We start from the raw sequence: 12486 nt of genomic DNA, 5'->3' as shown, positions 1-12486 counted from the left end.
GTCCCCCTGCCCGGGAAGGGCCCCGTCCCGGACCTCCGCGGGGCGGCCGGCAGGCAGGTCGCCGTCCTGGTGAGCCCCGCGGCCGGCCGGGGCCGGGCCCGGAAGGCAGCCACCGCCGTGCTCGCCGAGCTGCGCGCGGCCGGACTGCAGCCGTCCGTGCTGCCCGCGACCACCCGGGCTGCCGCCGAGGAGCAGGCCGCCGCGGCGGTCGCCGAGGGCGCCGCCGCGGTCGTGGCCGTCGGCGGGGACGGCGCCGCGCACGCGGGCCTGCAGGCGGTCGCGGGCACCGCCGTCCCGCTGGCGGTGCTCCCGGCCGGGACCGGCAACGACCTCGCCCTGGCCCTCGGCACGCCCCGCGAGCCGGTCGCCGCCGCGCGGGCCGCCGCCGAGGACCTGCGCGCCGGGCGGGTGCGCACCGTCGACGCCGGCCGCACCGGCGGGCGCTGGTGGGCCACCGTGCTGTGCTGCGGGTTCGACTCCGCGGTCACCGACCGGGCCAACCGGCTGCGGTGGCCGCGCGGTCCGCGCCGCTACGACGTGGCCATCCTCGCCGAGCTGGCCCGGCTGCGGCCGCTCGCGCTGACCCTCACCCTCGACGGCACCGCGCGCACCCTGCCGGTCACCCTGGTCGCCGTCGGCAACACGCCCTGCTACGGCGGGGGGGATGCGGGTGTGCCCGGCCGCCGACCCCGCCGACGGGCGGTTCGACGTCACCGTCGTCGGTCCGGTCGGCCGCCGCGAACTGGTGGCCACCCGGCCGCGGCTGACCGCCGGCACCCACGTCGAGCACCCGGCCGTCACCGTGCACCGGGCCGCCCGGGTGGAGCTGGCGGGGGAGGGGCCGACCACCTACGCCGACGGGGAGCCGGTCGCCCCGTTGCCCGCGGCCAGCGTGTGCGTGCCCGGGGCGCTGCGGGTGGTGGGTACCGGCCGCGCCTGACCGCGCCGTCATCAGGTCCCCCGGCCATCGCCGGGGCGGCCGAGCCGATGCCGTTCCGTCGGCCTAACGTGGAGCCATGTCCAGCCCCGCTGAGCGGTACGCGGCTGCCCGGCGGCGCAGCGCCCACCCCACGCTGGCCGACTTCACCGCCGACCTGGGGTTCTCCCTCGACCCGTTCCAGGTGGAGGCGTGCGAGGCGCTCGACCAGGGCGCGGGCGTGCTGGTCTGCGCGCCGACCGGTGCGGGCAAGACCGTCGTCGGGGAGTTCGCCGTCCACAAGGCGCTGGCCGAGGGGCGCAAGGCCTTCTACACGACGCCGATCAAGGCGCTGTCCAACCAGAAGTACAACGACCTGGTCGAGCGCTACGGCGAGGCGAAGGTCGGCCTGCTCACCGGCGACAACGCCATCAACGGCGACGCCCCGGTGGTCGTGATGACCACCGAGGTGCTGCGCAACATGCTCTACGCGGAGTCCCCGGCGATCGACGGCCTCGGCTACGTCGTCATGGACGAGGTGCACTACCTGGCCGACCGCTTCCGCGGCGCGGTCTGGGAGGAGGTGATCATCCACCTCCCGCAGTCGGTGACCCTGGTGTCGCTGTCGGCGACGGTGAGCAACGCCGAGGAGTTCGCCGACTGGCTGGTCACCGTCCGCGGCCACACGAAGGTCGTGGTCAGCGAGGTCCGGCCGATCCCGCTGTGGCAGCACATGCTGGTCGGCAACCGGGTGTTCGACCTGTTCAGCCTGCGCCCGGCCGCGCACGCCGCCGAGCAGGGGGAGAACCCGCGCGGGCAGTCCACCCGCGAGCGCGGCGCCAGCGTCGTCGACCCCGAGCTGGTCCGCTACGTGCGCGAGCACGAGCGGCGGCTGGACAGCTGGGGCGGCGGCAACGGCGGCTCCCGCCGGGACCGCGACCGCGACTGGCACAAGCCCCGCTACCGGCCGCCGGCCCGCCCGGACGTGATCGAGCGGCTCGACCGCGCCGGCCTGCTGCCGGCGATCACCTTCGTCTTCAGCCGCAACGGCTGCGACGCCGCCGTCGACCAGTGCCTGCGTGCCGGGCTGCGGCTCACCGACGAGCGGGAGCGGTCGGAGATCGCGCAGGTCATCGACGAGCGCACCGGCTCGCTGCCGGAGGAGGACCTGCACGTCCTCGGCTTCTGGGAGTGGCGCGAGGGCCTGCTGGCGGGCCTGGCCGCCCACCACGCCGGCCTGGTCCCGGCGTTCAAGGAGACCGTCGAGGAGTGCTTCGTCCGCGGCCTGGTCAAGGCCGTCTTCGCCACCGAGACCCTCGCGCTGGGCATCAACATGCCCGCGCGCACCGTCGTCCTGGAGCGGCTGGTCAAGTGGAACGGCGAGGCCCACGTCGACGTCACGCCGGGGGAGTACACCCAGCTCACCGGCCGCGCGGGTCGCCGCGGCATCGACGTCGAGGGCCACGCCGTCGTCGTGTGGGCCCCGGGCATGGACCCCTCGGTGGTCGCCGGGCTGGCCAGCACCCGCACCTACCCGCTGAGGTCCTCGTTCCGGCCCAGCTACAACATGGCCGTCAACCTGGTCGGCTCCTTCGGCCGGGCCCGGGCCCGCGAGCTGCTGGCCTCCTCCTTCGCCCAGTTCCAGGCCGACCGCTCGGTGGTCGGCCTGGCCCGGGCGGCGGCCCGGCACGAGCGGGACGCCGAGCGGTGGGCGGCGGAGATGCGCAGCGAGGGGGGCGACGTCGGCGAGTACGCCGCGCTGCGCCAGCAGATCGCCGACCGGGAGAAGGAGCTCTCCCGCGACTCCCAGGCCAAGCGCCGGATGGAGGCCAGCGACGCGCTGGCCGCGCTGCGGCCCGGCGACGTCATCCGGGTCCCGTCGGGGCGGCGCCAGGGCCTGGCCGTGGTCCTGGACCCCGGCGTCACCGACCTCGCCGAGCCGCGCCCGCTGGTGCTCACCGAGGACAAGTGGGCCGGGCGGCTGGGCACCGTCGACTTCCCGACCCCGGTCACCGCGCTGGCCCGGGTCCGGGTGCCGAAGAACTTCAACCACCGCAGCCCGCACGCGCGCCGGGACCTCGCCGCGACCCTGCGTCACGCCCGCGTGGAGAACGACCTCGGCGCGCGGCGGGTCAAGCAGCGCTCCGCGGCCGCCGACGACCCGGTGCTGCACGACCTGCGCCGCGCGCTGCGCCACCACCCCGTGCACGCCCTGCCCGACCGCGAGGAGCGGGTGCGGGCGGCCGAGCGCTGGCTGCGCGCCGTGCGGGAGGCCGAGGCCACCCACCGCAGGATGGCCGAGCGGACCGGCTCCCTGACCCGGCAGTTCGACCGCACCTGCGACGTCCTCGAGGAGCTGGGGTACCTGGTGCCGGAGGTGGCCCCGCTGGTCCCGGCCGACACCGAGGCGGTCCCGGCGGTGGACGACGTCCCGCGGGTCACCGACGACGGCAGGCGGCTGGCCCGCATCTGGTCGGAGGCCGACCTGCTGGTCGCCGAGTGCGTGCGCGCCGGGGTGTGGCGCGGCCTCACCCCGGCGGAGCTGGCGGCCGCCGTCTCCACGCTGGTGTTCGAGGCGCGGCGGGACACCCCCGGGCAGCCGGCGATCCCGGCCGGCAAGGTCGCCTCGGCGATCGGCGAGATGCGCCAGATCCGGTCGCGGCTGCAGGACGTCGAGCTCGACCACGGCGTGCCGGCCACCCGGGACCTCGACCTCGGCTTCGCCTGGGCGGCCTACCGGTGGGCCGACGGGCAGAACCTCGACCGCGTGCTCGCCGGCGCGGAGCAGGCCGGCACCGAGCTCTCCGGCGGGGACTTCGTGCGCTGGGCCCGGCAGCTGATCGACCTGCTCGACCAGCTGGCCAAGAGCGCCGAGGACCCGGTGGCCGCCACCGCGCGCCGGGCGGTGGAGCGGGTCCGGCGCGGGGTTGTCGCGGTGGCGGTGGGCGGCTGAGGGAGGACCCCGCCCGCCCACCGCTCGCGGGCTCGCGGCGGGCCCTGCGGCGAGGCCACCGCCCGGCGGCGCGCCGTGGTGCACAATCTCCCCGCCCCGGGACCCGCTGTCCCGCCCGACCGGCGACCTGAGAGCAGGAGCGACGATGACCGACCCACCGCAGGGTGGCCAGCCGGGGCAGTACGGCCAACCCGGCCCCTCCGGGTCGCAGCAGCCGGGTCCGTACGGCCGGCCCGGCGGGTACGGCCCGCCCCCGCCCGGCGGCCACGGCGGTCAGCAGCCCCCGCCGCCCGACCAGCCCGGCCAGCCGTGGGGTCAGCCCGACCAGCCCGGCCAGCCGTGGGGTCAGCCCGGGCAGCCGGGTCAGCCGTGGGGTCAGCCCGGGCAGCCGGGTCAGCCGTGGGGTCAGCCGCCGCCCGGGCAGTACGGCCCGCCCGCCGGGAGCCCGCCCCCCGGCGGCCAGCCGTACGGGCAGCCCGGCTACGGCCCGCCCGGCTACGGGCAGCCCGCCTACGGGGCTCCGCAGTACGGGCAGCAGCAGCCCTACGGCCAGCAGCCCTACGGCCCGCCCGGCCAGCCGTACGGGCCGCCGGCCGAGCCCGCCGGTCAGCCGGGGAGGTCCCGGACCGGCCTGGTCAGTGGCCTGGTCGCCCTCGCCGTCCTGCTGGTCCTCGCCGTGGTCCTCTCCCGGCTGCTCGGCGACCGGGTGCTGGACCGCTCGGCCGTCGAGCGCGACGTCGCCGAGCAGTTCCAGGAGAACTACGGCGTGGGGGTGCAGCTGAGCTGCCCGCAGGAGATGGTCGTCGAGAACGACGCCGTCTACCGGTGCACCGGGGTCACCGCCGACGGCGAGGAGGTCACCGTCGAGATCCGCATCACCGACCCCGAGGACGCCGAGTACGAGTGGGCCGACGTCTGACCGCTGGCCCCGGCCGGCCGCTGACCGGCGCGGGCGGTGCGGCCGCCGCTTGACAGGCAAGTAGCTGCTTGCCTATAACGGTCCCCGTGGACGCCGAGGCCGACCTGTTCCGGGCCCTCGGCGACGCCACGCGACGCGCCATCCTCGACGAGCTGACCGACCAGGACGGTCAGACGCTGTTCGAGATCTGCGGCCGGCTCACCATGAAGCACGGCCTGGCCTCCTCGCGCCAGGCGATCTCCCAGCACCTCGCGGTGCTCGAACAGGCCGGCCTCGTGCACACCCGGCGGCAGGGCCGGTACAAGTTCCACCACCTCGACACGGGCCCGCTGCGGTCGATCGTCGAGCGGTGGCCCATCGACCGAGAGGGACCGACCCCGTGATGCGCATCAACCTCACCAGCGTCTTCGTCGACGACCAGGCCAAGGCGCTGGCCTTCTACACCGAGAAGCTGGGGTTCACCAAGAAGACCGACGTGCCCGCCGGCGAGGCCCGCTGGCTCACCGTCGTCTCTCCCGCCGACCCCGACGGCGTCGAGCTGCTGCTCGAGCCCGACGGCCACCCGGCGGCGCGCCCGTTCAAGGACGCCCTGGTCGCCGACGGCATCCCGTTCACCCAGTTCGCCGTCGACGACGTGTACGCCGAGGTGGAGCGGCTCAAGGGGCTGGGCGTCGCGTTCACCCAGGAGGCGACCGACCTGGGGCCGGTGGTCACCGCCGTCTTCGACGACACCTGCGGCAACCTGATCCAGATCGCCGCCCTGAAGTAGGCGCCCCCGACCGCGAGTCAGCCGAGGACGTCGGCCGGCCAGCCCAGCGCGGCGCCCAGCCGCTTCACCGACGAGCCGATCCCGTGGGCCTCGGCGAGGGCCGCCAGCGCCTCGGGGTCGGCCGGACGCCGGGGCAGCGCGTCCCGCACCGGCGGCAGGTCGATGTCGCGGGCCACCGCCACCACGACCGGGGCGGCGTCGAGGTAGGCCGACCCGGCGTGCAGCCGCTTGAGCACCGCGGCGGTGAGCGGCGCCGTGGGGACGACGGTCCGCGCGGCCGCAGCCCGGATGCCGGCCAGGTCGCCGAACTGGCAGATCAGCGTCGCCGCGGTCTTGGCGCCGATGCCGGCCACGCCGGGCAGCCCGTCGCTGGGGTCGCCCCGCAGGACGGCGAAGTCGGCGTAGGCCCGGCCGGGGATGCCGTACTTCGCGGTCACCGCCGCCTCGTCGACGCACTCGATGTCGCTGATGCCACGGGCGGTGTAGAGGACCCGCACCCGCCGGGCGTCGTCCACCAGCTGGAACAGGTCGCGGTCGCCGGTGACCACGTCCACCGGGCCCGCCGCGCGGGTGGCCAGCGTGCCGATGACGTCGTCGGCCTCGTAGCCGGGCGCCCCGACCCGCGCGATGCCGGCCGCGGCCAGCACCTCGACCAGCACCGGCACCTGCGGCCCCAGCTCGTCGGGGGTCTCCTCGCCGCCGTCCGCGGCCAGCCGGTGGGCCTTGTAGGAGGGCAGCGCCTCGGTGCGGAACGCCGGCCGCCAGTCGTCGTCCCAGCAGGCCACCAGCCGCTCGGGCGCGTGGGCGGTGACCAGCCGGGCGGTCATGTCCAGGAACCCGCGGACGGCGTTCACCGGGCGCCCGTCCGGGCTGGTCACGCTGGTCGGCACCCCGTAGAAGGCCCGGAAGTAGAGGCTGGCTGCGTCGAGCAGCATGGTCGTCACGACCCGGCACGGTAACCGTCAGGAACGACCCCGGGACTCGTGGATAGTCTCCCGACCGTGCCCACCTCGAACCCGCCCGGGCCGCTGGTGACCGTCGACCGCGTGCGGACCGCCCGCGACGTCGCCGACGAGCTCGGGATCGACCTGCTGGTGCTCACCCCCGGCTCGGACCTGCGCTACCTGTGCGGCTACCACGCCCACGCGATGGAGCGGCTCACCGCCCTCGTGGTGCCCCGGTCCGACGAGCCCTTCCTCGTCGTCCCCCGGCTGGAGGCGCCGATGGTCGACGTCAGTCCCGCCGGCGGCCTGGGCCTGGAGGTGCTGGCCTGGGACGAGACCGACGACCCCTTCGCCCTGCTGGCGCGCGCCGCCACCGCCCGGCTGGGCGCGCCGCCCACGCGCGTCGCGGTCGGCGCGCGCACCTGGGCCGAGCACGCCCTCGGTGTCCAGCGGGCCCTGCCCGGCGCGGTCCTCGAGCTGGCCGGCCCCGTCGTGGACCGGCTGCGCATGGTGAAGACGCCGGCCGAGGTGGCCGAGCTCGCCGCGGCCGGTGCCGCAATCGACCGGGTGCACGCGCGGGTGGGGGAGTGGCTGCGGGTCGGGCGCACCGAGGCGGAGGTCGGCGCCGACATCGCCGCGGCGATCCTGGCCGAGGGGCACGTGGGCGTGGACTTCACCATCGTGGGCTCGGGCCCCAACGGCGCCAGCCCGCACCACGAGGTCTCCGACCGGGTGGTGCGCGAGGGCGACCTGGTCGTGGTCGACATCGGCGGGGAGACCGCCACGGGCTACCGGTCGGACTGCACCCGCACCTACGCGGTCGGCCGCACTCCCGACGCCGAGGTCTCCGAGTGGTACGGGGTCCTCCAGCAGGCCCAGGCCGCCGCGACCGCCGCCGTCCGCCCGGGGGTGACCGCCGAGCAGGTCGACGCCGCCGCCCGCGACGTCATCGCCGCCGCCGGCTGGGGGGAGCACTTCATCCACCGGACCGGCCACGGCATCGGCCTGGACACCCACGAGGCGCCCTACATCGTCGCCGGCAACGACCTGCCGCTGGTCGCGGGCATGGCGTTCTCCGTCGAGCCGGGGATCTACCTCGCCGGCCGGGCCGGTGCCCGGATCGAGGACATCGTCGTGTGCACCGACGACGGCGTCGTCACCCTCAACGACGGTCCCCGTGAGCTCGTCACCGTCGCCGGCTGAGAGCGGGGGCGCGTCCGCCGGCCCGCCCAGCCAGTCCACCGACGTCGACCGTGCGCTGCTGGCCGCCCTGGCCCGGGACGGGCGGGCCAGCTACACCGAGCTGGCCGAGCGGGTGGGGCTCTCGGTGTCCGCGGTGCACCAGCGGGTGCGCCGCCTCGAGCAGCGCGGGCTGATCACCGGCTACCACGCCAAGCTCGACGCGAAGTCGCTGGGCATGGGACTCACCGCCTTCGTGTCCATCACGCCGATCGACGTCGCCCAGCCCGACGACGCGCCCAGCCGGCTGGCCCACCTGACCGAGATCGAGGCCTGCCACTCGGTGGCGGGGGTGGAGAGCTACATCCTCAAGGTCCGGGTGCCCTCCCCGGACGGCCTGGAGGCGCTGCTGCAGAAGATCCGGCTGGCGGCGAACGTGACCACGCGGACCACCGTGGTGCTCTCCACGTTCTACGAGGACCGCCCCCCGCTCTAGGGCCCCGCGCGCCCGCTGGACAGGACTTCGAACGCGTGTTCGGATGGGGTCATGCGGTGGGACGCCCAGCGGCTCGATGCCCAGGAGCCGGGCGCGCTGCCCGGGATGCCCACCACGCGGGGCCTGCTGCGCAGCGTGCAGGTGCCGGAGTTCCCGGGGGTGACCTTCCACGAGGTCCGCAGCAAGAGCGCGCTCAACCAGGTGCCCGGCCCCTCGGCCTTGCCGTTCCGCTGGACGATCAACCCCTACCGCGGGTGCTCGCACGCGTGCGTCTACTGCCTGGCCGGTGACACGCTCGTCCTGATGGCCGACGGCAGTCGGCTGCCGATCGCCGACCTGCGGGTGGGCGACCGGGTCGTCGGCACGGAGCCGCGGAACGGCGTCCGACGGTTCGTGGCGACGGAGGTCCTGGCGCACTGGCCGACGGCGGAGCCGGCGCACCGGGTGTGCCTGGCCGACGGCACCGAGCTGGTCGCCAGTGGCGACCACCGCTTCCTCACCGCACGCGGGTGGCGGCACGTCGCCGCGGGCGGGGACCGGCGGCCGTCCCTCACGACCGACGACCAGCTGCAGGGCCCCGGGCGGGCCCTCGACCTGGTCGGGGCCGCGGCGCGGCACGTCGGCGCGGGGCGGTCGTCGGCGTCCGGCCTGGTGGGCACGGCGGTGCCGACGGGGCCGGAGCTGCGTGTCACGGCGGTCGAGGACCTGGGTGCCGAGCTGCCGATGTACGACATCACCACGGGCACCGGTGACTTCGTCGCCAACGGCGTCGTCAGCCACAACTGCTTCGCCCGGGGCACCCACCAGTGGCTCGAGCTGGACACCGGGCAGGACTTCGACACCCAGGTGGTGGTCAAGGCCAACCTGGTCGAGGTGCTGCGCCGCGAGCTGGCCCGGCCCTCCTGGCGCCGGGAACACGTGGCGCTGGGCACCAACACCGACCCCTACCAGCGCGCCGAGGGCCGCTACCGGCTCATGCCCGGCGTGATCGCCGCCCTGGCCGGTTCGGGGACGCCGTTCTCCATCCTGACCAAGGGCACCCTGCTGCGGCGGGACCTCCCGCTGCTCGGCGCTGCGGCCCGCGACGTCCCGATCGGCCTGGGGGTGTCGATGGCCATCTGGGACGACGAGCTGCACGCCTCGCTGGAACCGGGGGTGCCCAGCCCGCGTGCCCGCCTGGAGCTCGTGCGGGCGGTCGCCGACGCGGGGCTGTCCTGCGGCGTGTTCCTCGCGCCGGTGCTGCCCGGGCTCACCGACCGGCTCTCCGACCTCGACGCGGCGCTGCGGGCGATCGCCGAGGCCGGTGCGTCGGGGGTCACCGTCGTCCCGCTGCACCTGCGCCCCGGAGCTCGGGAGTGGTTCTCGGCCTGGCTGGCGCGGGAGCACCCGCAGCTGGTGCCGCGTTACCAGCAGCTCTACCGGCGCGGGGCCTCGGTGGACCCGGAGTACCGCCGCTGGCTGGCCGGGCGGGTGGCGCCGCTGCTGGCCCGGTACGGGCTGGACCGGCAGGCCGGGGGAGCGGCGCGAGGGGTGGACGGTGACCCCGGCGGGATCCCCGGGGACGCGGACAGCGACTTCCCGGCCGGCAGCCTGCCGGGGACCGCTCCGCCGCGGCCGGGGGCCCCGCCCCGTGCGGCTCCCGAGCAGCTCGCGCTGATCTGACGCCGGTCAGCCGGCCAGCCGGGCGGCCCGGGAGACGCTGCGCAGCGCGCGGACCGCGCCGCGCGGGCTCACCGGGGCGGCGCCGGCGGCGAGCGCCAGCCGCCGGTAGGAGTCGTAGGAGAGGGTGAGGTACGCGGCGGCCAGCTCCTCGGCCGCGGCCCGCCGCGACGGCGGTGCGGTCAGCCGCAGGGCGTGCGCAGTGCGGACCGCGTGCTTGGCGAAGGTCACCTGCAGCGCCTGGCTGGACAGCTGCCCGCCGACCGCCGAGGCCAGACCGGGGCCGCGGCGCAGCGCGGGCAGCACCCAGGGGCTGTCGGCGAGGGCGGGGAAGCGGGACCGGCGGGCCTCCCAGGCGTGCCAGGCGGTGAGCGCGCCGGGCACCGACCACTCGCCGTCCTCGGTGCGCACCACCAGGCGTCGCGCCGTCGGGCGCACCTGCTCGCGGCGCAGGGCGCGGAACTGGCCGACCGTGGCGGGCCAGTGCAGGGCCAGGGCGCACCAGGCGACGGTGCGCAGGTGCTCGGGGTCCTCGCTGCGGACCTCGGTGAGCGGCCGCAGCTCCAGGACCGGCGGCTCGGGTTCCGGTGTGGGCACCGAGGGCAGCGCGATCCCGCCGTAGCGGGCGACCTTGCTGTACAGGGCCACGGTGGCGGGCTTCCAGCCCCGCGCCGCCGTGATCGGGTCCAGCCCCTCCTCCGCCAGCTGGTCGGGCCCGAGGCCGAGCTCGAGCGCCGCCTCGGACAGCCGGCGCCACTGCACCTCGTAGCCCTCGGGCGGGGTCAGCCGGCGCCAGGCCCGCACCGGGGGAGGGGCCGGCATCTCCGGCAGCGGCGGCTGCCAAGCACCACTCATTCTCCAATTCTACCGTTATCCCGAACAAAATGGCGATCCCATTTCGTCGGCTCCTGCCAGCAGGCACGGCGCGGCGCCTCCGGCGCCGGGGCAGCGATCGCGCGAGCCCAGGTCCGGTGTGCACGGGGAGGAGGAGCCCCGGCAGGGGTCTCCAGAACCTGCTTGAGCTCTTGGGCATAACGGGGGAGTCACCGGCTTGCCCGGCCGCTCGGCGCGCGTGACGGACGACCGGTGGTGATCATGGTCGGGTGCGCACCGTGGGCGTGGAGGAAGAGCTGCTGGTCGTCGACCCGGCGGGGCGGCCGGTGCCGCTGGGCCCCGCCGCGCTCGAGGTCGCCGCCCGCCGTGGCGAGGGCGAGACCGTGGCCGAGCACGACCGGGCCGACCGGGGAGGTGACGACCAGCCCCGCGATGATGCCGCACCCGACGCCACGGGGGGCGGCGACCCGCGGGGACGGCTGGTGCCCGAACTCAAGGCACAGCAACTGGAGTTCGCCACACGCGTCTGCGCCGAGCTGGCCGACGTCACCACCGACCTGCGGTACTGGCGCGGCCGGGCCGACGCCGCCGCGCGCGAGGTCGGGGCGCGGGTGGCGGCGCTGGCCAGCTCCCCGGTGGACGTCGAGCCGGTGACCACGCCCGGGCAGCGTTACGGGGAGATGACCGACACCTTCGGGCTGACCGCCGTCGAGCAGCTGACCTGCGGCTGCCACGTGCACGTCTCGGTGGACGGCGACGCGGAGGGCGTCGCCGTCCTCAACCGGATCCGCAGTTGGCTGCCGGTGCTGACGGCGCTGAGCGCCAACTCGCCGTTCTGGCTGGGCCGCGACAGCGGCCACGCCAGCTTCCGTTCCCAGGCGTGGAACCGCTGGCCGTCCTCGGGACCCAACGAGCTGTTCGCCGACGCCGCCGACTACCACCGCCTCATCGAGCGGCTCGTCGCGACCGAGACGATCGTCGACACCGGGATGGTGTACTTCGACGCCCGGCTCTCCGAGCGCTGGCCGACGGTCGAGGTGCGCATCGCCGACGTCCCGCTCCGGGCCGAGGACACCGTCACGCTGGCCGGGCTGGTGCGGGGCCTGGTGGAGACGGCCGCCGGGGAGTGGCGGGCCGGCGTCCCCGCGCCCGCGGTCCGCAGCGAGCTGATCCGGGTCGCCGCCTGGCGGGCGGGCCGCTCGGGGCTGGGCGAGGACCTCGTGCACCCGGTCACCGGTCGCCCGGCGCCCGCCGCGGACGTGCTGCGCGCCCTGGTCGACCACGTCCGACCCGCTCTCGCCGCGGCCGGCGACCTCGACCGGGTGGAGGCCGGCGTCGCCGCCCTGCTGTCCCGCGGCACCGGGGCCGACCTGCAGCGCCGGGTGTACCGGGAGACCGGGGACCTCACCGCCGTGGTGCGCACCGCGGTCGAGGTCACCTCCGCGTGACCGTCGACGCCGGCCCGTGCCACCGTGTGCACATGGCGATGGAGGAGCTCGTCGCCGGGCTGGCGGTCGCCGACTGCCCGCGGGCGCGCGAGTGGTGGGGCCGGCTGTTCGGCCGGGACGTCGACGTCGTCGCGCACGACCGGGAGGTCCTGTGGCGCGTCGCCGGGACGGTTGGCTCAGGTCGTCGAGGACGCCGTGCGCGCCGGTCGCGGCCTGCTCGCCATCAGGGTGTGGAGGAGACCGTGGCCGACCTGGGGGCCCGGGGCATCGCCGGCGGCGCCGTCACCCGGAGGGCGACGGCGCGCGAGGCGGTCGTGACCGACCCCGACGGCGACGAGTTCGCCTTCATCGACGTCGCCGGCGGCTGAC

At 76.3% G+C, this 12486-nt stretch carries 12 protein-coding genes and 1 pseudogene; 11 read left to right on the top strand and 2 right to left on the bottom strand.

Annotated elements, in window-relative coordinates:
- Window positions 1–69: 69 nt before the first annotated feature.
- The 6 genes and pseudogenes from ACI79C_RS13880 to ACI79C_RS13855 form a co-directional block, all read left to right on the top strand.
- Window positions 70–618: pseudogene (locus tag ACI79C_RS13880) on the top strand (diacylglycerol kinase family protein); the annotation flags it as partial.
- Window positions 619–664: 46 nt separating this feature from the next.
- Window positions 665–940: a hypothetical protein gene (locus ACI79C_RS13875; RefSeq protein WP_456946247.1), complete on the top strand. Its 276-nt coding sequence runs from the start codon at window positions 665–667 to the stop codon at window positions 938–940.
- A 76-nt stretch (window positions 941–1016) separates the two neighbouring features.
- Window positions 1017–3869 carry a DEAD/DEAH box helicase gene (locus tag ACI79C_RS13870; RefSeq protein ID WP_456946246.1) on the top strand — a complete coding sequence of 951 codons (2853 nt, stop codon included), beginning with the start codon at window positions 1017–1019 and terminating at the stop codon, window positions 3867–3869.
- Window positions 3870–4014: 145 nt separating this feature from the next.
- Window positions 4015–4788: a DUF4333 domain-containing protein gene (locus tag ACI79C_RS13865; RefSeq protein ID WP_456946245.1), complete on the top strand. Its 774-nt coding sequence runs from the start codon at window positions 4015–4017 to the stop codon at window positions 4786–4788.
- 86 nt (window positions 4789–4874) lie between these two features.
- Window positions 4875–5171 carry an ArsR/SmtB family transcription factor gene (locus ACI79C_RS13860; RefSeq protein ID WP_456946244.1) on the top strand — a complete coding sequence of 99 codons (297 nt, stop codon included), beginning with the start codon at window positions 4875–4877 and terminating at the stop codon, window positions 5169–5171.
- Window positions 5171–5557 carry a VOC family protein gene (locus ACI79C_RS13855; RefSeq protein WP_456946303.1) on the top strand — a complete coding sequence of 129 codons (387 nt, stop codon included), beginning with the start codon at window positions 5171–5173 and terminating at the stop codon, window positions 5555–5557. The genes ACI79C_RS13860 and ACI79C_RS13855 overlap by 1 nt, the downstream gene beginning before the upstream one ends.
- 17 nt (window positions 5558–5574) lie before the next feature.
- Here ACI79C_RS13855 and ACI79C_RS13850 read toward each other — a convergent pair whose 3' ends face one another.
- Window positions 5575–6492, bottom strand: coding sequence for a 5'-3' exonuclease (locus ACI79C_RS13850; RefSeq protein ID WP_456946302.1), 918 nt, complete (start codon window positions 6490–6492; stop codon window positions 5575–5577).
- 66 nt (window positions 6493–6558) lie between these two features.
- Here ACI79C_RS13850 and ACI79C_RS13845 point away from each other — a divergent pair, with 66 nt between their 5' ends.
- Genes ACI79C_RS13845 through ACI79C_RS13835 form a run of 3 tightly spaced genes read left to right on the top strand, consistent with a single transcriptional unit; the run spans window position 6559 to window position 9838 of the window.
- A complete protein-coding gene (locus tag ACI79C_RS13845; protein WP_456946243.1) occupies window positions 6559–7704 on the top strand; it encodes a M24 family metallopeptidase in 1146 nt (381 codons plus the stop codon).
- Complete coding sequence (locus tag ACI79C_RS13840) at window positions 7679–8176, top strand: Lrp/AsnC family transcriptional regulator (protein ID WP_456946242.1); 498 nt, start codon at window positions 7679–7681, stop codon at window positions 8174–8176. Before ACI79C_RS13845 ends, ACI79C_RS13840 begins: the two co-directional genes overlap by 26 nt.
- A gap of 51 nt (window positions 8177–8227) precedes the next feature.
- Window positions 8228–9838 carry an Rv2578c family radical SAM protein gene (locus ACI79C_RS13835; RefSeq protein WP_456946241.1) on the top strand — a complete coding sequence of 537 codons (1611 nt, stop codon included), beginning with the start codon at window positions 8228–8230 and terminating at the stop codon, window positions 9836–9838.
- Window positions 9839–9844: 6 nt separating this feature from the next.
- On the opposite strand, the gene ACI79C_RS13830 is transcribed toward ACI79C_RS13835, so the two are convergent.
- Window positions 9845–10690 (bottom strand): hypothetical protein, encoded by an 846-nt coding sequence (locus ACI79C_RS13830; protein WP_456946240.1) that lies wholly within the window; start codon window positions 10688–10690, stop codon window positions 9845–9847.
- 248 nt (window positions 10691–10938) lie between these two features.
- Between ACI79C_RS13830 and ACI79C_RS13825 the strand changes: the two genes are divergently transcribed.
- Both ACI79C_RS13825 and ACI79C_RS13820 read left to right on the top strand, forming a co-directional pair.
- Entirely contained in the window at window positions 10939–12117 is a 1179-nt protein-coding gene (locus tag ACI79C_RS13825) for a glutamate--cysteine ligase (protein ID WP_456946239.1), read from the top strand.
- On the top strand, window positions 12114–12485 hold the full coding sequence (locus ACI79C_RS13820; RefSeq protein WP_456946238.1) for a hypothetical protein: 372 nt from the start codon (window positions 12114–12116) through the stop codon (window positions 12483–12485). Before ACI79C_RS13825 ends, ACI79C_RS13820 begins: the two co-directional genes overlap by 4 nt.
- Window position 12486: the final 1 nt, after the last annotated feature.

The organism is Geodermatophilus sp. SYSU D00697 (assembly GCF_054050175.1).
The sequence above is the reverse complement of the archived record's forward strand: the minus strand, read 5'-3'. Positions and strand labels throughout refer to the sequence as shown.

Excerpts from the sequence above, each read along its gene's own strand:
- ACI79C_RS13875 (WP_456946247.1), top strand. The coding sequence starts at position 665 with ATGCGGGTGTGCCCGGCCGCCGACCCCGCCGACGGGCGGTTCGACGTC.
- ACI79C_RS13870 (WP_456946246.1), top strand. The coding sequence starts at position 1,017 with ATGTCCAGCCCCGCTGAGCGGTACGCGGCTGCCCGGCGGCGCAGCGCC.
- ACI79C_RS13865 (WP_456946245.1), top strand. The coding sequence starts at position 4,015 with ATGACCGACCCACCGCAGGGTGGCCAGCCGGGGCAGTACGGCCAACCC.
- ACI79C_RS13855 (WP_456946303.1), top strand. The coding sequence starts at position 5,171 with ATGCGCATCAACCTCACCAGCGTCTTCGTCGACGACCAGGCCAAGGCG.
- ACI79C_RS13850 (WP_456946302.1), bottom strand. The coding sequence starts at position 6,492 with ATGCTGCTCGACGCAGCCAGCCTCTACTTCCGGGCCTTCTACGGGGTG.
- ACI79C_RS13835 (WP_456946241.1), top strand. The coding sequence starts at position 8,228 with ATGCGGTGGGACGCCCAGCGGCTCGATGCCCAGGAGCCGGGCGCGCTG.
- ACI79C_RS13830 (WP_456946240.1), bottom strand. The coding sequence starts at position 10,690 with ATGAGTGGTGCTTGGCAGCCGCCGCTGCCGGAGATGCCGGCCCCTCCC.